Origin of the sequence: Bacteroides pyogenes DSM 20611 = JCM 6294 (genome assembly GCF_000428105.1) — a bacterium.
Lineage (GTDB): Bacteria > Bacteroidota > Bacteroidia > Bacteroidales > Bacteroidaceae > Bacteroides > Bacteroides pyogenes.
The window spans coordinates 1-24,330 of sequence record NZ_ATZH01000023.1; the positions used below are offsets into that span (position 1 = coordinate 1).

Consider the following 24,330-nt stretch of genomic DNA (forward strand, 5'->3'; position numbering starts at 1 on the left):
ATATAGCAATGGTGCTGAAAGAAATTGAGGTGACGCCATGTCTTATCGAGAGTATCGTAAGCAGTAGATTGGCTGCCATCCGGAGCTGTAAACAGAAAGCCCTTTTCAAAGGCAAGCCATAAGTGCAGTTCTTTTGTGCCGCTTTCATTTATTTGAAATTCGGCACGAATTACGCTCCAAGGGGATTGCAGCCCCAATGCAGATGTGAAGATTTCCTTGCTGTCCATAATGCAAAGATAGGGATTTTTGTGAGCCTACCCACACGATTCGTTATAGAGCCAGATGTCGTTTATTCTGCTGATACCTCTGAGAAACCTGCTTCTTTCGCCCGGACAGCTTGTGAAAAGACTGGAATTAAGATCGGAAGACAATGTGCTTGAAGTGGGGTGCGGCCCAGGTTACTTTAGTCCTGCGGTTGCCGGAACTCTTACCGCCGGAAAACTGGTCTTGGCTGATATACAGCAGGAAATGCTCGATCGTGCCAGAAGGCGTATGCAAAAGAAAGGAGCCTTTAACGCGGAATATTATTTGTGCGACGGATTTGCTTTCAATTTTCCCGACGCTTTGTTCGACCGTATATTTATGATAAACGTTATCGGAGAAGTGGAAAACAAAGAAGCTTATATCAAGGAGTTCGACCGTATATTGAAGCCGGGCGGTATTCTTTCTATTTCCGAGCTTGTCGGAGATCCTGATAAATTGACTGTAAATGAGATGAAGGCGTTGCTTCGGAATACGAACCTTGAGTTTTGCAAGCTTTATGGAAACCGTATAAACTATACCGTCAACTTTAAGAAAAAGTAGTGCTTGACAGAGATTTGCTTCCTTGCAACGTATAGCTTATCGGCTGCGCTCTTTCTTTTTCTTGCCCTCTGTCTTGTCTGAGAGCGTGCGGATAACTTTATAACAGACTTAAATCTTCACCATTGGGCTGCACCTTTTTTGGGGCGAGAGATGTGGCGGCAGGATTCAAAATCTTTTCTCTGTTCTGAATCCTGCCGGTATCTTTTCATATTTTTCAATCTTTACTCATCAATTCCTCGGCCCTTCTCAGCGCTGCGTTGATGTTCGGGCAAATATTCTCTTCGCCCAGCAACTCGTAGAATCCCGATTTCTCAAGCGTCTGATGCACCTTATCGTTTACTCCGGACAGAATGACGGTGGTCTTTTCCCGTTGCGACATTTCGCAGAGCGTAGTCAGGTTGTGAATACCCGTAGAGTCGATGAAAGGAACTTTACGCATGCGGATGATGCGTACATTGGGCCGATCGCCGATCTGAGCCATCGTTTCCTCGAATTTGGTGGCGATGCCGAAGAAGTATGGACCGTTGATTTCGTATACCTCCACGCCTTTCGGAATAATCAGGTTTTCTTCGTTCACGCTGATGTCAAGTTCCTGGCTCGGGTTGATTTCATCGGTAATAACGGAGATGTGAGTGGTTTCCATCACACGTCTCATGAAGAGAATGCAGGCGATAATCAGTCCTACCTCGATGGCAATGGTCAGGTCGAATATGACGGTGAGGAAGAAAGTGATAAGCAATACGGCAACGTCCGATTTCGGGTTCTTCAGCAACGCTTTGAATACGCGCCAGCCGCTCATGTTGTAGGATACGATGACCAATACTCCGGCCAGGCATGCCATGGGGATGTACTGCGCCAACGGCATCAGGAACAAGAGAATAAGAAGAAGCACGATGGCATGAATGATTCCGGCTACCGGCGTACGGCCTCCGTTGTTGATATTCGTCATGGTGCGGGCTATGGCTCCCGTGGCGGGAATTCCTCCGAATAGCGGAGTGATGATGTTGGCGGCTCCTTGCGCGATGAGTTCCGTATTCGAATCGTGACGGTCGCCTATCACACCGTCGGCCACAGTAGCCGACAACAGCGATTCGATGGCACCCAGTACGGCAATGGTGACGGCAACCGGAAGCAGGCTCCTGACGGCTTCCCAATCCAAAGCGGGCAGCGCAGCGGCAGGCAGTGCCGACTGAATGGTGAAACGGTCGCCGATTGTGGGTATGCAGTCGACTCCTCCGTAGGTTTTCATCAGATAAACCACGGCAGTCACTGCCACGATGGCAATGAGCGAACCGGGAATCTTCTTCGAGAATCGAGGAGTGATGGCGATAATGACGATACTGACAACGCTTACCACTGTATTCCAAATGTTCACCGTGTCGAAATGCCGGAAATAAATCATCCACTTTCCTACAAAGTCGCCCGGCACTTTCTCGCCTCCGAATGTCAGTCCGAACACATCCGCCACCTGTGTGGTGAAAATGGTAACGGCGATACCGCTCGTAAAGCCTACGATAATGGGATAGGGAATAAACTTGATGACAGCCCCCAGCTTGAACACTCCCAACAGAATAAGCAATACGCCTGCCATCAGTGTGGCAACCAGCAGTCCTCCCTCGCCATATTGTTGGATAATGCCGTATATGATGACAATGAAAGCGCCCGTCGGTCCGCCGATCTGAATCTTGCTTCCTCCCAGCAGCGAGATGATGAATCCGGCGATGATGGCCGTTACAATTCCTTTTTCGGGCGATACTCCGGATGCGATACCGAAAGCGATGGCGAGCGGCAAGGCTACAATGCCGACAATGATGCCTGCCATCAAATCTGCCGTGAACGTCTCTTTCGAGTAGCTTTTCAGGCAGGAAACCAACTTGGGTTTGAATTCAAATAACTTCATATGTATGTTAATATTATTCTTTTGCGAAGTAGAGTTTGCAAAATTAAGCAAAATAATCGGATTGCGAGCAACACAAGCTCAGAGAAGTTTGTAGGGGAGCATGCTTACATCGAGAGCATCTCTCGTGGCTGTACTCTTGCACGAAATCTTTACTCCTTGTGCTGATATATGAAATGGCCGGTTGTGCACTCTTTATGCATAGCTGCGCTTTATCCGCTTATATTAGATTTAATAGAGGAAAAAATTATTAAATACGAATAAATTACTTATATTTGCATCTACCCCAACGGGTAAATAAACTTTCGACAGGAATCCATTATTTTAATATCGATAAGATTATGACTAAAAGTATTAAGGGAACTCAGACAGAAAAGAATCTGCTGACTTCATTTGCCGGCGAATCACAGGCAAGAATGCGCTACACTTACTTTGCGAGCGTAGCGAAAAAAGAGGGTTACGAACAAATCTCAGCTATTTTCACCGAAACGGCCGATCAGGAGAAAGAACATGCCAAACGTATGTTCAAGTTTCTCGAAGGAGGTATGGTAGAAATTACCGCCAGCTATCCGGCAGGTGTAATCGGCACCACGCTCGAGAATCTCCGCGCTGCCGCTGCGGGCGAACATGAAGAGTGGGCGGTAGATTATCCTCACTTTGCCGATGTGGCTGAGCAGGAAGGTTTTCAGGCAATTGCCGCCATGTATCGCAACATATCCATTGCCGAGAAGGCGCACGAAGAGAGATACCTGGCGTTCGTGAACAATATTGAAAACATGACTGTGTTTGCCAAAGAAGGAGAGGTGGTATGGCAATGCCGCAACTGCGGTTATGTTACTGTGGGCAAGGAAGCTCCAAAGGTTTGCCCGGCATGTATGCATCCGCAGGCGCATTTCGAAGTGAAGAAAGAAAACTATTGATGCGATAAGTTTTTTTCAGGAGAAGAAGCCATTTCAAAATGAATTTTGAAAGTTGAAAATCTTGTAGATTGAAACCTTTTGAAGAGAAATCCCCTTGTTTTTATCTTAAAGCGAAAGCCGAAGGTTGAAAACAAGGGGATTATTATGTTTTTAATTTGCAGGATGTAAGCAAGGCCTGCTTCTTCTTTCCTATATTGGCTCATGCTTTTTTAGCAAACCTGTCTTTGCTGTACATCCTGTTCTTTTGATAACGCAACTCTCATTGACATTAAAACGAATATGCAAGAATAATAAGAATTACACTAAACAGATAAATTAGAATTGCATGTATTGCGTTTTTTATTTTTATTTCCTTATTTCTACTTCTGAAATATCGTGAATAAATTAGGTATTTTGAATGGTGTTCTAAAAACACTTTAGTCAGGAGCAACACGATGAATATGAGTAAAATAAAACATATTATAATGACAAGAGGTGTGTTAAAAATGAATTTGTAAATTTCGTTTTGAAATAGGGGAATTCCCGATTTTTACTCTCGGGATAAATACCTTATCTTTATAAATGCTCTCGGTCGGAGGTTTTCTTCTCTGCTCATTGAAATTATCTCAAACCGACAATTCGATTGCATTTCATAGCGCTTGCAATCATGCGGTAAACGGGAAGATGAAAGAAAGGCATCACTTCCCGTTTACCCGGACATGCGGATGATTGTTTCGCCTATTCGCAAGGAGGCACTTCGGATATGCTGCCGTACCGGTGATACTCGAACGAAATGCTTTGCTCGCGGATGTAGTGGATCAGTTCCACCCGCCCTTCCTTTACGGGAGGAGCCGTGGCGATGTACAGGTTCGTCTCCGCCGCCCGCTCGTACATGCTTCGCGGAATGTTGGGCGAACAGGTACGTATCCGTTCGTATTCCGGCATTGCTTTGAGGAATTCCTCTGCCGATTCCTTGCGAAGCGTGCAGCCGGTGGCCCGGAGAGCCTCGGTGCGGTCGTCGTTCGGGTCGAAGCTGATGGTAAGCGGTGTTCCGCATGTGTTGGCGGCAAGCGCTATCATTTCGGCTTCTTCGTTCCTGTCTTCGGGGAATAGGCGCAAAGCCATGCTCTTCAGCGGGAGGTAGCGGAAGAGGTTCTGCTCTCCGTACAGCTTGTTGATATCTCTTGTGCGCGAGAACTCGTCCCGGTAGGCTTGGGCGTAGCTTTCTCTGTAGTCTGTAGCGCTGTCGGGTTTGTCGGCGAATGTGACGAAGCATGCGCAGTAATTCGGCCCGCCGGCTTTCACACCGCCGCCGAAAGCCGATAGTTTCATGCCGCCGAAAGGCTGACGGTTGACGATGGCGCCCGTGATACCCCGGTTGATGTAGAGGTTTCCTGCCTGAATGGAGTTTTTCCATTGCTTTTGTTCAGATTCATCGAGGCTTTGCAGTCCGGAGGTCAACCCGTAGTCAAGTCCGTTCACCAGTTCGATGCCTTCTTGCAGGCTGTCGATGCACGCCACGCTCAGTAGCGGGCCGAACAGCTCGGTACGGAAAGAGAAGTTCTCCGGCCGTACACCCCATTTCACCGTGGGCGCCAAGATGTATTTCTTTTCGTCGATGAATCGCGGAGGAACGAGCCACGACTCTCCGCGATCGAGCATGAAAGCGTGCAGCAGCTTCTCGTTGCGGTCGGTAATCATCGGCCCCACAATGTTTCCCGCATTCCATACGCTTCCCGTCTTCAGGCTGGTGGCGGCATCTTTCAGTTTGCTCCGGAAGTTTTCGCTTTCGTAAACCGAACGCTCCACCAGCAGTAGAGAGCAGGCCGAACACTTCTGCCCGGCGTTTCCGAAAGCCGAAGCCACGATGTTCATGATGGCATGGTCGCGGTCGCCCGAAGCGGTGAGGATGATGGCGTTCTTTCCTCCCGTCTCTGCCGATAAAGGAGTGGAAGGAGCGAGGCCGGCAATGCGTTGCGCCGTATCCGTTCCGCCCGTCAGGATGATGTGTTTCACGGCGGGAGAGGAAGTCAGCTTGTTCAGCGCCTCGCGGTCGGTGATGATTACTTGCAACGCCTCTTTCGGCACTCCGGCATCCCAAAAGGCTTTGGCGAACATCCAGGCTACGGGAGCCGCCACTGTGGCGGGTTTCAGTATCACCGTGTTTCCGCCCGACAATGCGGCTGCTACTCCGCCAACGGGGATGGCACAGGGGAAGTTCCACGGCGAGATGACCAGTATCGTTCCTTTCGGCTTCATCTCCACCCCCTTCAGAGCGGCGAACTCTTTCATGGCGGTGGTGTAGAAGCGGGCGTAGTCTACCGCTTCGGATACTTCGACGTCTCCTTCGAGCACCGTCTTGCCTGTCACGGCACACATGCAGCCTATCAGGTCGCCCCGCATTTCGGCCAGGCGGTTGGCGGCGCCGTACATAATGCGGTGGCGCTCTTCCAATGTCGTCTGCCGCCATCCTGCCGGGTCGCTCTCCGCTATCCTGACAATCTCTTCCACCTGCCGACTGTCCGCCTGCGACATTTCGCATACGCATATCTCATCGTTCTGGCAACGGTCGAAGTAGCGGTGGCGCTTCTCGCAGACCACCGTATCGGCGCCTATCTGCAACGGAATGATCTCCGGCTTGTCCTCCGGACTTTTCTTCCATTTGGCGAAGATGCGGCGCACCCATTCCTGATTCTGAACCAGATCGAAGTCCGTATCCGGCTCGTTCTTCATCGTGTCCGAAGGCGGCACGGGCGTGTACGGCTTGTTGCGGTTCTGCGTGCGTGGCGACACATGCGTCAGGCTGTCTTTCATGGCGTAGGCATCTTCGAATTGCTTGGCGAGGAAGTCCCACTCTTTCGTTCCCGGCTTCAGGTTGAACGAGTGCGTGAGGAAGTTGTCGGGCGCCGTATTCTCGTCCATGCGGCGGACAAGGTAAGAGACGGCGTTGAGGAAATACTCGTCTTTCACCACGGGCGTGTAGAGGATGACGCGGTTGCCCAGCATCGACTGCGCCCTCCACAAGTGGTTGGCCATGCCTTCCAGCATCTCGAACGTCATGTACCGGGCTGTTCCGTTGCGCTGTGCCAGCAAGTGGGCGTAAGCGATGGAGAATAAGTTGTGCGACGCCACGCCGAGGTGCAGGGCGCGGGCGTTTTCCGGCAGCAGCGCCCGCTCGAGCAGGTGCAGGTAGTTGGCGTCTACCTCCGTTTTCGTAGGGCGGATGGGGTTGGGCCAGCTTCTCAGCGAAGAAACCACAGTCTCCATCTCCAGATTGGCTCCCTTCACAAGGCGCATTTTCACAGGTGCTCCCCCTGCTGCCACACGGGCTTTGGCAAATTCGAGCAGTTCGGTCTGGAAGTCGTAAGCATCGGGCAGGTAAGCCTGCACCACGATTCCGGCGGAATAGTTCTTGAACTGCGGCAGGCTGAGCACGGCTTTGAACAGGCGCAGAGTGAGATGCGCGTCTTTGTATTCTTCCATATCCAGATTGATGAACTTGTGGCGGCGCACGCCCTCTTCATCGGTATACGGAAAGTCCATCGCTTTCTGATAGAGCGCCGACATGCGCGAGATGAGCTCCGGGAAACTTTCTTCGTAGTTCAGGGCATGCGTTTGGGCGTATATGCCCGATATTTTCACCGAGATGTAGTTGATGTCCGGAGCTTCGAGCGCTTCCAGATAATGATGGTAGCGGTGGTCGGCTTCGGCGTTGCCCAGCACCACTTCGCCCAGCAGATTGACGTTCTGCCCGATTTTCTCTTTGAAGCGGGCAGCCAGATGCTCGGTCAGCTGCGGGCGCGCTTCGTCGATGATGACTTTCGATGTATCGCTCCGAAGCCTCCTTTTAATGATGGGGATGGCGATAAAGTCGAAATGATGCCCGAATGCCTGATACATCTTGAAGAGGAACGTATCCCACCTGTTCAGAAAGCGGGGAACTCCGTATCGGTCTATCAGCGTCTTGATTCGTCGGGCAAGCACCTTGCGGTCGCGTATTTGCGACGACTCGTCGAGCATTTTCACCAGAAACTTCTTGTCTTGCGGGCGTTGCACCATGACGGCGTATTTCTGTTGTTCTCTCCGTTCGTCTTCGGTGATTGTTTGTTCGCAGGTATGATACAGTTTCAGTACCCATTCCTGTACTTCGGCAAAGGTCGGTTTATTCTGATTTTCCATAAGGCTTGTATTTTATTGGATTGTAAGTTGATGCAAAGAGGGATTCTCAGTCGATGCAAAGAGGGATTGTAAGTCGATGCAAAGAGGAATAGTGAATACTTTCCGGAAAGGGCGGACGCCGGCAGATCAGCTTTTTTCTTTTTCTCCGCTTCGCTTTTGTCTTCCTTTTTGTCTTTCCTTTTTGTTTTCTTTTTGCCTTTCCTTTTGTTTCTTTGGTCGTGATCTCTTATCCCCCTGCATCCGCATTCTTTTTATTTTGCCGGGCTGCTTCTTTGCCGGCAACCGGTTTGGTGATTCCCCTCAGAAAAGTGTGGGGCTGAACATTACAATTCTGTTCGTGTACCACTTCCAGAGGGTGGTTCCTCTCAGAAGAGGGTAGGGCTGAACATTACAATTCTGTTCGCGCGCCACTTCCAGAGGGTGGTTCCCCTCACAAGAGGGTAGGGCTGAACATTACAGCCCGGTAGCGATGCAGCGTCTGCAGTGCTTGTTGGGAAAAGCAGTCGAATGGATGCGGCTGTTTCATATCTGTGTTTTTAAGTATTTGGAAAGATTAAACTGTTACGTTTTTTGCAAATTTAAAAATAGATTGTTGATTTGCAAGGGAAAAGGAGAGAATTTTAAGTATCACCCTGTTTTTCTCTCTTTTTCGGGTTGCGGTGGTTTTAAGGTCCATCGCATCGGGAATAATGCTTAATTCTGTGGCGGACATATATGTCCACCCCGGTAAGCATATATACTCATCTGTGGTAGGCATATATACTCACCCCGGTAGGCATATATACTCACCCCGGTAGGCATATATACACACCCCGGTAGGCATATATTCACACCGTGGTAGGTATATATACACACCGTGGTAGGTATATATATTTGTTGCGTCCGGCATATATTTCGTCGGAGTGCCCGTATGTATTAGTCGTACCGGGCAGATATGGCGGTGATGAGAACTATTTTTAAGGCTTAGGAATGTAAATTGAACATAAGAACAATTTGATATTTTTATAAACGTTTCGACTTTTGGCTCTTTTTTGTATATTTGCAATTATTTAAATATATATACATATCATGAATTGCAAAAAAATATTAATTTCAAGCTTGCTGATTTCTTTTATAAGCTGTAATTTATCAACAGATTTTGAGCCTATAACTCAGGAAGAAAAATCTAATTATCTTGGAACACGTAGCCAACAATCTCTCGTCATTTTTGAAGACGATTTTGAGCAAACCGGCCGAATACCCGATACAACCAAATGGTCTTTATGTCCTCGTATTGAACCGGCTTGGGGAAAACATCTTTCGGAAAGTTACGATCAAGCTTTTGTTGAAAACGGAAATTTGGTTTTGCTTGCAGAAAAAAAAGAAGGGGAATATAAAGCCGGAGGAATTCAAACACTGGGAAAGTTCGACTTTCAATATGGGAAGGTTGAAGTCTGTGCCCGATTCACCAAAACAGCTCAAGGAGGATGGCCGGCTATCTGGATGATGCCCTCCATACACAGATATGCAGGAAGTTCGTGGCCTGCATGCGGAGAAATAGATATAATGGAACAATTAAACCATCAATCTATTGTACATCAAACAATCCACAGTCATTATAAGAATACCCTCCATTTTTACCTTCCTGTACCTGCCATGATCAGTTCATACAAAAGGGATGAGTATAATGTATACGGATTGGAATGGACGCCTGATTATTTGATATTCTCGATCAACGGACAAAGTAAGCTTAAATATCCCAACATGCATTTTGCCAGTGAGCCATCTAAAAAACAATGGCCGTTCAATGCGCCATTCTATTTAATTTTAAATTACGCATTAGGGGGACCGGATACTTGGCCGGGAGAGATCAAGGACGCAGACCTTCCGGCGAAAATGGAAATAGACTGGGTGAGGATCTACTCGCATACATTGTCGGAACATCATATAACTTCCGGCGATACTTACAATATTTTGACAGCTCTGAATGCAAAAAGTGCGGTTGACGTAGCAGGTGCAGGGACGACAGATGGAACTTCTGTTATTCTTTGGCATGGCAATAGCGCTGTGAATCAAAAATGGATTGTTACAGAATTGGATAATGGCTACTACAGACTTTCTCCGGTCTACGTTCCGGATCAGGCTCTTAGCGCTCCTCTTGATTCATCGGCTACAAATCAGCAATTGGAGATAAGGACTTATAAAGGAGAGCTTTCACAGCAATGGAAAATAAAAAGTGTCGGTAATGGCTTTTTTACTCTTTCACCTGCATATTCCCCTGAGATGTCGATGGATGTCATTGGAGAGGAAACAGAAGACGGGACTTCTATCGCCTTATGGAAGACAACCGAAAAGATAAATCAACGCTTTATGTTCAAGAAGACGCGGTAAACAATAAGGCTAAATTTATGGTAACATGTTGACGCATGAGAGAGAAACAGAAGACAAAGATTTAAGAAGGTTTTAGAAGGCATTATCAGTGAAATGAAGTAAGCTCTGGGTAAAAAAATATAACTATTTACTCAGAGCTTGGCATAATACAAGCAAACACATAGTTAAGTGTTGCATTGTTCTTAAAGCAGTAGAACTAAACTATGAATAAATATCATGCAAAAACGTTTTTTTTATTTCCGAGCATTCTTTTCTGCTTTGTTCTGAAAGCTTGGAGTATGCCGAATGAAAACAATCATATTCGTCCGCCGTTTTATTACTACAAGCAGTTAGGCATCAACGAGGGACTTTCTCAATCGAGAGTACAGTGTATTCTGAACGATCATAAGGGTTACCTTTGGATTGGAACCCGTTTGGGGCTGAATAGATATGACCGGGATGTACTGACCCGTTATCCCGACAATCCGTTTCACGATACTCCTCTCTCCGGTGAAATTTTGTTTATCATGGAAGATGCACTGCTGAATCTATGGGTAGGAACTTCTAAAGGACTTTGCCGATATGACCGTGCGCACGATTCCTTTATTCCTGTGGTTTATAAAAACAGAAATCCGGTGGCTCTTTCTTTTTTAACTTTAGACGAGGGAATCTTGTTTTCCGGTTCAGATGCTTTGTATTTATATGAATACGAAAGTAAGAGTCTTTCTCCGATTCTTCAGGAGGCTTACCCTTGTCCGAAGATTCCTCACGGACAGCTCCTCCGTTATGATGAGGAGCAAATATTGCTAAATGCGGGGCAAGGAATCTATATCTATGACCAAGTTAAAAAAACATTGAGCAAGGCTGCTTTCCTTTCTGAAAATCATTACACTGCATTTTTCATGGATTCCCAAAAGAGGTTATGGGTCAGTTCATTCGGGACTGGGCTTTCCTGTTATAGTAACGGAACTCTCTTAAAGCATTTCAGAACAACCGATTCGCCACTTACTTACGATGTTATTTACGATATAATTGAAAAAGACAATAAACTTTGGGTCGCTACCGATGGAGGCGGAATCAACATTATCTCTTTATCGGATTTCGAATTCACGAGTATTCAGCACATACAGGATGATTTAGGCTCTCTACCGCTCAATTCGTTTTATAGCCTTTATAAAGATCCTTCAGAAAACATTTGGTTGGGGAGTATCCGCGGTGGAGTAATCGGTATCAGGGAAGTATATGCCCGGTCGTTCGGGAATGTGCCTTTTGGAAATCCTTACGGATTGAGCAACCAAAGCATCAACAGCTTCTTTCAAGACAGCGACGGTAGGATATGGATCGGCACCGATGGCGGAGGGATAAATCGCTTCGATCCGGAAACAGGAAGATTCATGCATTATCCGGCCACCCGATATGAAAAGATCGTGTCTATCATTGAGTATTCACCTGATGAATTAATGTATTTTTCATACAATAAAGGAATTTATATCTTCAATAAAAAGACCGGACGGACAAAACCGTTTGTACTGGTTGACCCTGTGACGAATGATAAGAACTGTATTAACGGCATCTCTGTCAATATTCTGCGCGTAGCCGACGATAAAATTCTTTTCAGCGGGTTGAACCTGTTTTTGTATGATATCAGACGGAAGACTTTCTCCATAGCGGTTTCCGAGGAGGAGTACTTTCTTGAAAATTCTCCGTTATTTATCGCAAACAAAGGAACTAAAACTTATTTATCAAATCACATCGGAATCAGCGAATACGATTCTTCGACCGAACAGTTTACCATCATCTATAAAAGCTCGTCCTCAGTAAACGATGCCTGTATGGATCGTAGAGGTGTATTCTGGTTGGCTACAACAGAAGGAGTTGTGTGCTACAATCCTCAAACACGCGAAAAGAAACGGATTGAGACCGAATTGTTTAAAGAGGCCACGTCTATTATTACCGATGATAAAGAAAGAATATGGATTGGAACAAGGCATGAGCTGTTTGTCTACTCTACATTGACGGAAAAGTTTGCCATGATGGGGGAGACCGATGGAGTATTACCCAACGAATACATATTTCACGCCATGCTGACGGATAAATCGGGAAATATTCTGATAGGAGGTGCTGCCGGAATGACAGTCATCGATTCGAATGTTTCTTTTAATACCGGCTCGCAACAAACGATCGAGCTTTTGGATGTGCTCTTAAACGGCGCGTCGCTGTCTATCCACGAACATAAGCAGGATGAAACAGAAACAATCAAAGTGCCGTGGGACTTTTCTTCGCTGCAAATGAAAGTCTTGCTTAAAGAGAAAGATGTGTTTCGGAAGAACAAGTTCAGGTTCAGAATCAAAGGGCTTGATAGAAACCACCTCACATTAAGCTCCAACTCGCTAAACATCAACTATCTACCTATCGGGAAATACACCATTTACACGTCTTATTACGCACAAGGAAAGGGTTGGAGCAAGGAGCAGGAAATGCTGATCGTTGAAGTTTATCCTCCTTGGTGGAAGAGCACATGGGGATACCTTGCTATGTTTTTACTTTTATTTTCCGGTGGCTATGCCGCATGGTATGCCTATCACAAAAAAAGAAAACAGAAAGAGCTTAGGGAGATAGAGAAAATAGAAAATAAAATCAATGAGGAAAAAATTAACTTTCTTACTAATATCAGCCACGAACTCCGTACCCCCCTTACATTGATCTGCGCTCCTTTGAAACGTATTATGGAGCAGAAAAGCGCAGAGGGAAACCTTCATGAGCAATTGGGAAATATCTATCATCAGGCGTACCAAATGAAAGAGATCATAGACATGGTGCTCGACGTAAGAAAACTGGAAGAGGGGAATCAGCCGTTGGAAATGCAAGTCCATCCGCTCAACGATTGGGCGAGGAGCATAGGTGACAAGTTTAAGGGTGAATTTGCAAACAAAGGTATAGACTTTCAATATGTATTTGATGAGAGAATCGAAGGAGTGCCTTTCGATAAAAACAAATGCAAATTCGTTCTGTCCAATTTTCTGATGAATGCTTTGAAGTTCAGCGATGCCGACTCGAAGACCGTTTTAAGAACCGAGCTTTGCATGAACGGAGATTATGTACGCGTTTCGGTGGAGGATGAGGGGCTCGGGCTGAAAGAAGTAAACATGGATTTACTTTTTGGTCATTTTTATCAAGGCTTTCACAATAAAGGAGGTAGCGGAATCGGTCTTTCGTATGCTAAAAGTATTATACTTCAGCACAACGGGAGAGTATATGCTTCTCCTAATTCCGAAAAAGGAGCGGTCTTCTCTTTCGAACTTCCGGTTGAGGCTGTATGTGAAACGGCAATCGACAAGAAAAAAATGCAGACGGAAGGCATGTGTAATGAATGCACACAACCGGCGGATCTTTCTTTATTGAAAAAAATGTCAGTGCTCATTGTAGAAGATACCGCAGATTTGAAAGTATATCTTCGAGACACGATGAAGGGGTACTTTGCGCATGTATATACGGCTAAAGATGGGGAAGAAGGATTGCAACAAGCCAGAAACAAGCTCCCCGACATCATTGTGAGCGACATGATGATGCCGCGGATGAATGGACTTGAACTTTGCTGTAAGATAAAAAATGATTTGAATATCAGCCATATTCCTTTTATCTTGCTGACCGCTTATCATAGTCCGCAAAATATGAACGATAGCTACAAGACGGGAGCCGATGCGTTTTTGCCCAAGCCATTCGAACTCGACGGGTTGCTGGCTCTTATCTACAATCAAATAAAAACACGCGAGCAAATTCGTTTACGTTATCAACAAAAAGAAATACCTTCTTTGCACGAAACCGCTTTCAGCAATGCTGATGAGACGTTTCTGCTTAAATTGAATGAGATTATTACCGATAATATAAACGACCCTGATTTGGATGTTTCGTTGATAGCCGACCAATTGTGCATCAGCCGTTCTCTCCTTTTCAGCAAATTAAAAGCGCTCACCGGAATGGGAGTTGTAGATTATATAAAAGCGGAGCGCATCAACAGGGCTGTTTTACTGATGAAAACCACGTCATTGAGCCTGACGGAAATCTCCGAACAAATCGGATTTTCTACTCTCCGTTATTTCAGCAGAGTTTTTAAAGAGGCTAAAGGTATCATTCCTTCGGAGTTTAAAAAACAACTCACGCAGGACCCCGAAGATGAAAAAGAATGAAATAAAGTCATATCGTAAAAAAGAAAAGAAGGATGCGCATCCTGAAAAATTGCGAATTGTAAGAGGCAAACATAAAATAGCCCTATCAAACTTCATTTTGAGGTAATGATAGGGCTACTTTTACAGCAACTGAAGATAGGCAGGCTTCAGATTGGAATTTTATCTTCATTGTGTTTGAGTTTTGACGCCCTCAATTCTATTCTTACCGGCAATATTCTTGTTTATGAGAAAATTGCTTTTGGTTTAATCGTTACCAATCGGATGCGCTATTCCTTTATTTGCTTCCTGACAATTCTGGGTTAATAGCTTTGTCTGCCGACGGATAAGGCGCATAGTTCATTGATTCGTTCCATGCAGCGTCGACCATTCTTACTCCTTCTTTTGCACTAATCTCTATCACTCTGCCATCGGACAATTTCTGTTCGCCTACAACAACGGGTTTGTTGCCCTGCCTTTCTTCAAATGTTTTTTTCAGTAAGTTCAGGCGAAGTTGGTCTGCCCGCCGGGTAACTAATGCACACCAATTGCCTGCCACTTCCCAACCGTGTTCCTTTGCCACTGCGTTTGCAAAATCGTCTCCTGTCATTCCCATAGGTAACTTACCCAAGCCGGCACGTTTGCGAACTTCATTCACACAATTGTAGGCCATATTGTTGGGAGCACCCTCGGCACGAGCTTGAGATTCGGCATACCACAATAAAAGCTCCGACCAACGAATGATGCGATGCCTCATGCCATTAATCATACCCTGACCGGCAGGTTTCGTATAGTCGTAATCTGCATAATCGCTTCCGAATTCATACGTTTTTTCTTCCGCTCCCACCGAGAATACGGTGAACATCGGATGGAATTCGGCTATGGTAGTTTCTTTGATAGGATCGCCTTCTTCATCTTTCATGATATTCCCTTTGTCATCTTTTCGATAAACGAAATTTCCATCGTTATCCACCTTGCATTCAAACCAATCTACAAGGTTGCCATCCGCTTTGTTTCCTACTAAAAGTTTTGGAGCATAGATAGCGTCTTTACGTGGACCATCGGGCATTTCTTTCCAAAAGCGGATTTCTCCCCAAGAGTCCCCCCATCCGCCGAGCGATTCAAACAAACAGCAGGAAGTAAGTTGTGAGCCCTGAGTGCCCCATCCGCCAAGTTTGTTGTAGCTGATACCTACAATCGTTTCCTTGCTGTAATTGTGGCTTGGAGCATATACATTTTTAAATTCCGGTTCCAGAATAAATCCGTAGGTACTGTTTTGATCGATGACCTTTTTTGCCTGCTCGGCTGCCATTCTATAATATTCTTTCCCTTTATTCAGAGGATATCCTGCCATAGCCATGTAAACAGCGGAGAGTGTAGCCTGAGCCGCTTGTTTGGTTATATAAAGATCTGTGCCAAAGCTTTTTGCGGGGGCTTCAGTGTAAGAGACTGGCAGAATATTTATGCAGTCTTCCAGATCTTTCACAATGGAAGCGTAGACATCATCCACCGAGCTGAGTTTCTTATTGTAGTCAATCTCCAAATCAAGACAGAGAGGCAGGTTTCCCCAAATGCGAACCAATGTGAAATAGCTGTATGCTCTCCAATATTTCGCCTGCCCGATAGCTATGTTTTTCTCGCTTTCTCCTGCCGGGGTCTTTCCTGCATTGAGTGCTACGTAGTTACAAGCTTTGATTAAGTTGTAATGTTGATTCCAGCAGGCTACCAATCCCTTGTTGTCATCAGCCGGACGAAAGCGGTCGAACTCAGCATAAGCTTGTTTATTGGAACCCGGATTTGCCGTCATATCGTCTCCCTGCCATTGAGGAATTTGCATATTTGTGTAGGCTTGTGTCGCTGTCACTTGATCGTACAATGCGTACACTGCCATATTCATCTCTTGAACATTAGAGAAGAAAGTGCCCGGAGTCAGTTTTCCTTTAGGATCTTCTTCCAAGAAATCGCTGCATGATGCGAAAAGCAATCCACCCGCCAATACGCATCCCATCATTATTTTATGTTTCATATTACAGTCTTTTACAGATTAAAAATTCATTTTTACACCGAGAGTGATTGTACGTGGTGTGGGATAAGCGCCTAAATCTACCCCGTTATTTATATCCACATTCGCAGAAGAGAAAGAATGGCTGGCAGGATCCATACCTTTGTATCCGGTGATGGTAAAAAGATTCTGAGCGCTTACATATAGTTTCAAATCTGCGAATTTTGTTATCGATTTGCTCAAGCGGTATCCTAATGTTACATTCTCGAGACGGATATAGTCCGCTTTTTCAAGCCATTGGCTGGATTCTCCGCGAGTGGTATTGCTTGTGCTTTGCAAAGAAGGATATTCGGCACCTGTTCCCACTTTATCGAATCCTTTGTTGTAAGCATCGCGTAGGGTGATGAATTTAGAGTCTCCCACCATAGATGCCATCGTAAAGCGTACCAGATTTAACTTCTTGGCTCCGAACGATCCTCCAACGAAGCAGTTCAGGTCCCAGTTCTTCCACGTGAGTTGATTGTTCCATCCGAAAGTTACATCGGGGATGGATTTCCCTAATATGACACGGTCTTCGGAGTCTATTTTCCCATCTTTTTTGTGATCGGCATATATGTTGTTTCCTTTATCATCCAAACCAATCCATTCGTATCCGTAGAATGCTCCGATAGACTCTCCCGGGATTATGCGGTTTACCTCCGTTACCATTCCTGAAGCAGGAGTTGTTCCCGGCAGAAACTTATCACCGGCTAATGAAAGAACTTCATTTTTCAAATAAGTCATGTTTAAAGTTGAAGTCCATGAAAGGTCATGTCTGTCCAATATACGTCCGGTCATGCTGAAATCTACTCCCGAATTACGTATTTCGCCGGAGTTCACCCAATATTGTCCTCCACCGTTATATCCCGGTATACTCTTTTGAAGCAATGCATCTGTTGTTTTCCGGTTAAAGTAATCTACTGAGAGCTCAAGGCGGTTGTCGAGGATGGAGAAGTCCAACCCGAAATCAAACTGTTTGGTCTTTTCCCATGTGACATTACGGGTTGCCAAATCTTTCGACCAATAGCCCGCATAGTTTGAGGTTCCTCCAAAAAGGCTTCCCGCCACACTCATCAATCCCAGCGTTGAATACGGTTCAATGGCTTGACTGCCCACAATTCCGTAGCTGATGCGCAGTTTGGCATTCTGTACGATTTGTTGTTTCTTCATAAAAGCTTCATTGCCCATGTTCCAGGCTACTGCCACTGATGGGAAATATCCCCATTTGTCTTTACTGAACTTGGAAGAGCCGTCGGCGCGCAATGTTCCGGTGAACAAATACCGATTGTCATAATTATACATCACTCTGCCGACACCCGACAGCAACGCCCATTTACTGTAAGAGTTATTGGCATACTGATTGGCTCCAAGCCCGAGATTCCACCATCCCACACTTTCTATGGGGAGGTTTTGGCTGGTAGCGTCGATATTTCTGTATTCGGCCTGCGAGGCCTCCCATACCGCAGTGGCGGTGAGCGAATGTTTGTCCCAATTGCCGATATAGGTCAGGTTGTTGGATGTCTGCAACATCATCCGATACCGGTCGTGATTTCCTGCGCCGTTGGGGTTGGTGAGGAATACTCGTTTGGTTGAGAAATGATAGCTCTTTCCATCATAATAATCCACTCCGTTTGTGGTAGTGAAAGTAAGTCCCGGAAGCAGTTTGAAGCGCAAGTCAATCATAGCATTGGCAATATTGCTCATCGACTCGCCGCTTTGCAAGTCGAGAACACCTTTCGGGTTGAAAGCAATATGGTTGTAAGGATCTTTATTGTAGTTGCCCTTTTGGTCCATCATTTCCATCGTTGGCGAATAATTCAGCGCTACCCAAATCACATTTCCCTTGCTTGCTCCAAAGTCACTGCCTCGTGTCACATTGTGAGACAGATTGAAATCGGCAGTCAGGTGCAACCAAGAAGTAACATCCGACGTAAGATTGGCGCGCAACTGATAACGTTTGTCCGAAGAGTTATTAATGATACCGCTTTGGTTCACATGATTGGCAGACAGGTAATACTGTGTTTTGTCATTTCCGTTGGAGATGGCTACTTTGTAATTTTGAGTATATCCTGTACGGAAAATTTCATCTTGCCAATTGATTCCCATCGTTCCGTTTTTGTAACCTGTCATTTCGGCATCGGAAAAGGCATTGGCGTCTTTAATTTCACGATAAGCGGTGGCATATTCGTAGGGGGTTAATACGTCATATTTCTTGTATACATCGGCTATGCCTATTGATGCGTCGAAACTTATAACTCGCTGATTGGCATGTCCCGTTTTCGTTGTAATGAGAATAACGCCATTCGATCCGCGAGAACCGTAGATTGCTGTGGAGGAAGCGTCTTTAAGTACTTGCATGGATTGGATATCATCGGGGTTGATGCCTGTCAGGCCATTTTCACGAACAATACCGTCAACCACATATAGAGGGTCGTTGCTACGGCTGATTGATGCCGAACCGCGTACACGAATCTTCACCTGTCCGCCGGGTGCTCCGCTATGATCTACTTGCACACCCGAAACACGCCCTTGGAGGGTTTGGGAAACTTGTGTCACAGGCTGATCTCTGAAGGTTTTGCTATCCATTACCGATACGGAGCCTGCCAAGTCGGCCTTACGTACTGTTCCGTATCCCACAACTACGACCTCTTCGAGGGCTTTGCTGTCTTCTTCGAGCACAATTTTCAGCTCTTTTTTACTGTCTGCTTTTACTTTTACGGTGGTATAACCGATATAAGATACAGATAAGGTTGCTTGCGGAGAAACAGTCAAAGCAAAGTTCCCGTCTATATCGGTAACCGTACCGTTCGAGGAATTTCCATCCACCAATATAGTGGCTCCTACTATCGGTTCGCCATTGCGATCGACAACCGTTCCTTTTATGCGGACGGTCTGCTGTTGTAATGATTGTACATCTTTAGAAAGTATTTCACCATGAATAGAAAACGGTGAAGCAAAACAGAGAAACGCTCCCATACCTAGGGCTATGAGGGCTTGTTTACGCCGTGGAGATATCAGATAACCTCCTTTTAATTCTTGTTTTTTCATACTAATGATTTATTTAAATTCATTGGAAACCTACTACTGCAAAACGCATGTCTTAGGATTCTTTTCTTATTATATTTATACAAGTCGATTCCAATAAGCAGATTAACAAATCTTTCTTAACAATAGAAAGCGTTGGCAAAGATAGATAAATAAACATTAGAGGACGTGCATAAATCAACAAAAAGAGGTGCACAAATGCACAAATCAACCTAAACATCGCTGATTTGATGAAGATGGGATAAATGAAAGGGGGCTGATCATCAATTAGTTTCTATGATGATAGTCTGATGGGGAGAAAAGAAAAACGTATAATAATACTTACGCCGGATACTAAGGAGGCGAAACAGATAGAAGTATTAAATCGAGAGAATGTATAAAATGGTTTTGGAATATATGTTGGAACATCTGCCTAAGTACCCGAATGTTAGTACGTGACATTTCATACCCTACCGCTTTTTCTGTTTTTCAGCCAAGGCGGTAGCGCTGTTATTTCATCGGAGATTTTTTCTCTTTTTATGGCTTCCTCCGCTTCCCTGCGGCGATCGAATCGGCTTGCTGCTCTTTCTTCTTCTTGTCTTTGTTTCCCGAAAAGATGTTGAGTATCCAGCTGTCGGCAATGCTTTGGGCGGCGCGGGATACCTGCGTCACTCCGTCGTCTACTTTCACAAGGGCGGTGTCTACGCTTTCGCCCAGCTTCTTGTCGTGGATGAGGCGGGGAAGTACTCCTTCGCCGTGATTGATGGCATGAACCGTCCGGTGGATTTCTCCGATGGCGGAGTCCGCTTTCGCCGAAGTGGCGTTCAGATTCTTCATAATGCTTTTCATCTGAGTGGTTAAGCTATCGCTGTTCACCAGCTTGCCCAAGTCTCCTTGCCCGCTGTTCACCTTGCGGGTAATCTCGTTGATGTTCGTTATCGAAGCATTCAATTGTTGAGTCGTGTTCGCCAGATTAGTGGTCAGGTCGTTGCGGTTGATCAGGCGAGCGATGTCTCCATCGCCGTCATTCAGCTTTCCCACTATTGAATTGACGCTTTCGACCACTGTGCCCACTTCCTCGATGATGCTTTTGGCTTTGATAATCATCCCTTCGATATCCATTCCGTCAGCAGCCCCCAGATAATCTCCCTCTTCTACCTTTCCCGTTTGAGAGTTGCCCGGTGAGATGAGTACGATTTTCCCGCCCATGAGTCCCTCTTGCCCGATTTGTACGGTGGAGTTTTTGTAGATGTACTTGGTGTAGCTGCTGCGTATCGACATAGAGACAATGACCGTAGTATCCGAAGTGATGTTGATGTTCTTCACCGTTCCCACGTTGATGCCGGCAAAGCGGACGTTACTTCCTACTCCGAGACCGCGTATGTCTTTGAAAGAAGAGAACACCTCCGTGGTGGGTGAAAACAAACTTCCCTTGTTACCGATGAGGTATATGGCTATGGTAAACAGCACAAGTCCTGTTGCTATAAAAATGCCCAGTCGTAATACTTTTTTCGTATTTTTCATAAAGTTCTGCGTATGTAATGTTCTGTTTAAATAAAATAATTCTGTATCTCTTTGTCTTTGCAGTTTTTCAGTTCGTCGTACGTTCCTTCCACCACAAATACTCCTTCTTTCATAATCTTGATGCTGTCGGTCGATATTTTGGCGCACTTCATGTCGTGGGTGATGATGATGGACGCCGTATTGTATTCTTCGCGTACTTTCAGTATCAATTCGCTTATTTCTCCGGAGGTGACGGCGTCTAAGCCCGTAGTGGGTTCGTCGTAAAGGATGATCTCCGGTTGCAGGATGAGCGCGCGCGCCAGCGCTATCCTCTTTTTCATTCCCCCCGAAAGTTCCGAAGGCATCTTGTCGATGGCATCCAGAAGGCCTACGCTCCGCAATGCTTTTTCTACCAGCTCTTCCGAATCGTGTTCTCTGTCGGTGAACTGGGTTCTGCGTATGGGGAAGTGAAGATTCTCGCGCACGCTCATCGAGTCGTATAAGGCTCCCCCTTGAAAGAGGTACCCTATCTTCTTGCGCACTTCATTCAGTTCTGTTGCGTTGCATGCCAGCACGTCTTCGCCGAGTATCGTTATCTTCCCTGCATCGGGCTCTATCAGCCTTACGATGCACTTGGTGAGCACGGATTTACCCGTGCCCGACTTGCCGAGGATGCCCAGATTCTCTCCTTTGTGAAGCTTCAGGTCTATTCCTTGCAGTATGTGCAGGTCGCCAAACGACTTATAGAGGTTTTCTACTACAATAACTTCTTCTTTGTCCATAGCGTCTGCTTAAAATATGTTGGTGATAAGAACAAACATCAGGTCGATGATGAAAATGGTAAGCGAAGATATGACCACAGCCGAGTTGGCCGCCTGCCCCACCGATTCGGTTCCCCGTCCGGCATTATATCCTTTGTAGCAGCCGATAAGCGCGATGAAGAACCCGAAGAAAACGGTTTTCACCGTAGCGGGAAGCAAATCTTCGAATGTAACGACATCCAATGCCCGGTTGACAAACAGCGTGATATTGGTGCTTTCGAACATATTGATTGCCAGAAAGGCTCCAATCAGACTGAATACATCTGCAAAAATAACGAGAATGGGAACCACTACGGTGGTTGCCAATACGCGCGAAGCGACAACAAATCCGAGTGGTTTGGTGCCCGATACTTCCATGGCATCGATTTGCTCGGTTACAATCATTGCAGCGATTTCGGCGCCGATGCCCGAGCTAATCTTACCCGCGCATATCAATCCTGTAATCACCGGTCCCAGTTCACGGATCATCGCTACTGCGATAACTCCCGGCAATAGCGTTTGAGCTCCGAAATCGGACAGTATGGGATTCATCTGCATCGTAAGTACCAGCCCCATGATGAATCCGGTGATTCCTACCAGCGCAAAAGACTTGTTCCCGATGATATATCCTTGCTTGATGAGCTCTGCGTGCTCGAAGGGGGGCTGAAAAAACTGTTTGATTAGGTCTTTGGTGAAGATTGCCAATTGCCCCAGATCGATGAATATCTTGCTGTAAGAATTGCGGATATCCTCACTTATCTGAATGTTCTTCAATCGAAGTTTCTTGAGCCTGATTTTTTTTGGATCAGCTTTTTTCATAAACTGTAAATAGTCAATGGATATTTAGTGTTTTATGTAGTATGTCTCAATATTTATAACATGTATTTTAAAAAAAAGTTTCCGTTTGTTTGTCAATTTTTTATTTATTCCGACATAAAAACTTTCCTCCGACTTCAAATTATTGCAGATAAATGATAAGTCCGGTGGGGAAAACAGCCGTATGGATAATTTGTGTTTGCCGGATTGCATCAGGTGCCGGATCGTTTATCCAATAATCAGCCCCCACGTATTTGGAGTAAGCTTATTCCTCTTTCTTCGGGTAGTCGATGGTGTAATGCAGTCCCCGGCTCTCTTTTCGTTCCATCGCCTGCCGCGTGATGAGATACCCAACGTTGATCATGTTGCGTAGCTCGCAGAGCTCGCGGGTGGCTTTGCATTTCTTGAACAGGCGTTCGGTCTCCTCGTAAATAATGTCGAGCCGGTTCCACGCGCGGGTGAGGCGGAGATTGCTTCGCACGATGCCCACGTATGCCTCCATAATCTGGTTCACCTCTTTCATGCTCTGGGTGATGAGCACACGCTCTTCGTTCGAGATGGTTCCCTCGTCGTTCCATGCAGGAATATCGTCGTTGAAGTCGTAACGCTCGAGCACATTCAGCGCGTGGCGGGCTGCCGAATCGGCATACACTACCGCTTCGATGAGCGAGTTGGATGCCAAGCGGTTGCCTCCATGCAGTCCGGTGCACGAACATTCGCCCAAGGCATACAGGCGGCGGATGCTCGATTGTCCGTCGAGGTCGACCTTGATGCCTCCGCACAGGTAATGAGCTGCCGGCGCCACGGGGATGTAGTCTTTGGTGATGTCGATGCCGAGGCTGAGGCATTTCTTGTAGATGTTCGGGAAGTGGCGTTTGGTCTCCTCCGGATCTTTGTGGGTGACGTCGAGATAGACGTGGTCCTCGCCCCGCTGTTTCATTTCGTTGTCGATGGCGCGCGCCACGATGTCGCGCGGAGCCAGCGAGAGGCGGGCGTCGTACTTCTGCATGAACTCATTGCCGTCTTGCGTGCGGAGCACCGCTCCGTATCCCCTCATGGCTTCGGTGATGAGGAAGCTGGGACGGTCGCCCGGGTTGAACAGAGCGGTGGGGTGGAACTGGATGAATTCCATGTCTTTCACCATTCCTTTGGCTCGATATACCATGGCTATCCCGTCGCCTGTGGCTACCAGCGGATTGGTAGTGTTGCGGTACACCGCCTCGCATCCTCCGGTGGCCATCACCGTCAGCTTCGAGAGGAAAGTGTCCACCTCCCCCGTCTGCTCGTTCAGCACATAAGCCCCGTAGCATTTGATGCCAGGCGTGTATCGGGTCACGATGATGCCCTGATGATGCTGCGTGATGATCTCCACGGCATAGAAGTTTTCGAACACTGTGATGTTGGGATGGCGCTTCACGGCTTCTATCAGGCTGGTCTGTATTTCGGCCCCCGTATTGTCTTTGTGGTGCAGGATGCGGAACTCCGAATGCCCTCCTTCCTTGTGGAGGTCGAATTCTCCGTTCTCCTTCTTGTCGAAATTCACCCCCCAGTCTATCAATGCTTTGATCTGTTCGGGAGCGTTTCGTATCACCATGTTCACGGCTGCGGGGTCGTTGATATGGTCACCGGCAATCATCGTGTCTTTGATGTGCTTTTCGAAGTTGTCTACTGCCAAATTAGTCACGGAAGCGATGCCTCCTTGCGCGAAATACGTATTTGATTCTTCCAGTCCGGCTTTGCAGATCAGAGCTACACTGCCTTTATGCGCCACTTTCAGCGCGAAACTCATACCGGCGATTCCGGAGCCGATGACGAGGAAATCGAATTTTCTGACCATAGTATAGTTGTTTCTCGT

At 46.4% G+C, this 24,330-nt stretch carries 12 protein-coding genes and 1 pseudogene; 4 read left to right on the top strand and 9 right to left on the bottom strand.

The annotated features are described in order from the left end of the window. A pseudogene (locus tag C234_RS0106365) lies at nt 1-227 on the bottom strand (ISL3 family transposase); the annotation flags it as partial. Between the two features lie 55 nt (nt 228-282). On the opposite strand from C234_RS0106365, the gene C234_RS15995 reads away from it, so the two are divergent. Beyond that, nucleotides 283-804: a class I SAM-dependent methyltransferase gene (locus C234_RS15995; RefSeq protein ID WP_034540944.1), complete on the top strand. Its 522-nt coding sequence runs from the start codon at nt 283-285 to the stop codon at nt 802-804. A 214-nt stretch (nt 805-1,018) separates the two neighbouring features. On the opposite strand, the gene C234_RS0106375 is transcribed toward C234_RS15995, so the two are convergent. After that, entirely contained in the window at nt 1,019-2,704 is a 1,686-nt protein-coding gene (locus tag C234_RS0106375) for a SulP family inorganic anion transporter (protein WP_027325082.1), read from the bottom strand. A 338-nt stretch (nt 2,705-3,042) separates the two neighbouring features. Between C234_RS0106375 and rbr the strand changes: the two genes are divergently transcribed. After that, nucleotides 3,043-3,621, top strand: a complete 579-nt coding sequence (rbr, locus tag C234_RS0106380; protein ID WP_027325083.1) for a rubrerythrin — start codon at nt 3,043-3,045, stop codon at nt 3,619-3,621. 717 nt (nt 3,622-4,338) lie between these two features. On the opposite strand, the gene C234_RS0106390 is transcribed toward rbr, so the two are convergent. Next, entirely contained in the window at nt 4,339-7,779 is a 3,441-nt protein-coding gene (locus tag C234_RS0106390) for a bifunctional proline dehydrogenase/L-glutamate gamma-semialdehyde dehydrogenase (RefSeq protein ID WP_027325085.1), read from the bottom strand. Between the two features lie 1,068 nt (nt 7,780-8,847). Between C234_RS0106390 and C234_RS17650 the strand changes: the two genes are divergently transcribed. Together C234_RS17650 and C234_RS0106405 are read left to right on the top strand one after the other, a co-directional pair. Further along, nucleotides 8,848-10,149, top strand: coding sequence for an RICIN domain-containing protein (locus C234_RS17650; protein ID WP_158330255.1), 1,302 nt, complete (start codon nt 8,848-8,850; stop codon nt 10,147-10,149). Between the two features lie 278 nt (nt 10,150-10,427). Beyond that, nucleotides 10,428-14,315 (top strand): two-component regulator propeller domain-containing protein, encoded by a 3,888-nt coding sequence (locus C234_RS0106405; RefSeq protein WP_248596488.1) that lies wholly within the window; start codon nt 10,428-10,430, stop codon nt 14,313-14,315. Between the two features lie 274 nt (nt 14,316-14,589). Here the strand turns inward: C234_RS0106405 and C234_RS0106410 are convergent, their stop codons facing one another. The 6 genes from C234_RS0106410 to nadB all read right to left on the bottom strand — a co-directional run bounded on the left by C234_RS0106410 (nt 14,590) and on the right by nadB (nt 24,312). Beyond that, nucleotides 14,590-16,317 carry a RagB/SusD family nutrient uptake outer membrane protein gene (locus tag C234_RS0106410; protein WP_027325087.1) on the bottom strand — a complete coding sequence of 576 codons (1,728 nt, stop codon included), beginning with the start codon at nt 16,315-16,317 and terminating at the stop codon, nt 14,590-14,592. An 18-nt stretch (nt 16,318-16,335) separates the two neighbouring features. Further along, nucleotides 16,336-19,308, bottom strand: a complete 2,973-nt coding sequence (locus C234_RS0106415) for a SusC/RagA family TonB-linked outer membrane protein (RefSeq protein WP_394287322.1) — start codon at nt 19,306-19,308, stop codon at nt 16,336-16,338. A 585-nt stretch (nt 19,309-19,893) separates the two neighbouring features. Further along, entirely contained in the window at nt 19,894-20,880 is a 987-nt protein-coding gene (locus C234_RS0106420; RefSeq protein WP_027325089.1) for an MlaD family protein, read from the bottom strand. Between the two features lie 26 nt (nt 20,881-20,906). Next, nucleotides 20,907-21,641, bottom strand: coding sequence for an ABC transporter ATP-binding protein (locus tag C234_RS0106425; RefSeq protein ID WP_027325090.1), 735 nt, complete (start codon nt 21,639-21,641; stop codon nt 20,907-20,909). Nucleotides 21,642-21,650: 9 nt separating this feature from the next. Then, a complete protein-coding gene (locus tag C234_RS0106430; protein ID WP_081688126.1) occupies nt 21,651-22,478 on the bottom strand; it encodes an MlaE family ABC transporter permease in 828 nt (275 codons plus the stop codon). A 262-nt stretch (nt 22,479-22,740) separates the two neighbouring features. Continuing rightward, a complete protein-coding gene (gene nadB, locus C234_RS0106435; protein ID WP_027325092.1) occupies nt 22,741-24,312 on the bottom strand; it encodes an L-aspartate oxidase in 1,572 nt (523 codons plus the stop codon). Between the last annotated feature and the right edge of the window lie 18 nt (nt 24,313-24,330).

Coding starts and splice junctions, on each gene's coding strand:
- C234_RS15995 (WP_034540944.1), top strand. CDS start 283: ATGTCGTTTATTCTGCTGATACCTCTGAGAAACCTGCTTCTTTCGCCC.
- C234_RS0106375 (WP_027325082.1), bottom strand. CDS start 2,704: ATGAAGTTATTTGAATTCAAACCCAAGTTGGTTTCCTGCCTGAAAAGC.
- rbr (WP_027325083.1), top strand. CDS start 3,043: ATGACTAAAAGTATTAAGGGAACTCAGACAGAAAAGAATCTGCTGACT.
- C234_RS0106390 (WP_027325085.1), bottom strand. CDS start 7,779: ATGGAAAATCAGAATAAACCGACCTTTGCCGAAGTACAGGAATGGGTA.
- C234_RS17650 (WP_158330255.1), top strand. CDS start 8,848: ATGAATTGCAAAAAAATATTAATTTCAAGCTTGCTGATTTCTTTTATA.
- C234_RS0106405 (WP_248596488.1), top strand. CDS start 10,428: ATGCCGAATGAAAACAATCATATTCGTCCGCCGTTTTATTACTACAAG.
- C234_RS0106410 (WP_027325087.1), bottom strand. CDS start 16,317: ATGAAACATAAAATAATGATGGGATGCGTATTGGCGGGTGGATTGCTT.
- C234_RS0106415 (WP_394287322.1), bottom strand. CDS start 19,308: ATGGGAGCGTTTCTCTGTTTTGCTTCACCGTTTTCTATTCATGGTGAA.
- C234_RS0106420 (WP_027325089.1), bottom strand. CDS start 20,880: ATGAAAAATACGAAAAAAGTATTACGACTGGGCATTTTTATAGCAACA.
- C234_RS0106425 (WP_027325090.1), bottom strand. CDS start 21,641: ATGGACAAAGAAGAAGTTATTGTAGTAGAAAACCTCTATAAGTCGTTT.
- C234_RS0106430 (WP_081688126.1), bottom strand. CDS start 22,478: ATGAAAAAAGCTGATCCAAAAAAAATCAGGCTCAAGAAACTTCGATTG.
- nadB (WP_027325092.1), bottom strand. CDS start 24,312: ATGGTCAGAAAATTCGATTTCCTCGTCATCGGCTCCGGAATCGCCGGT.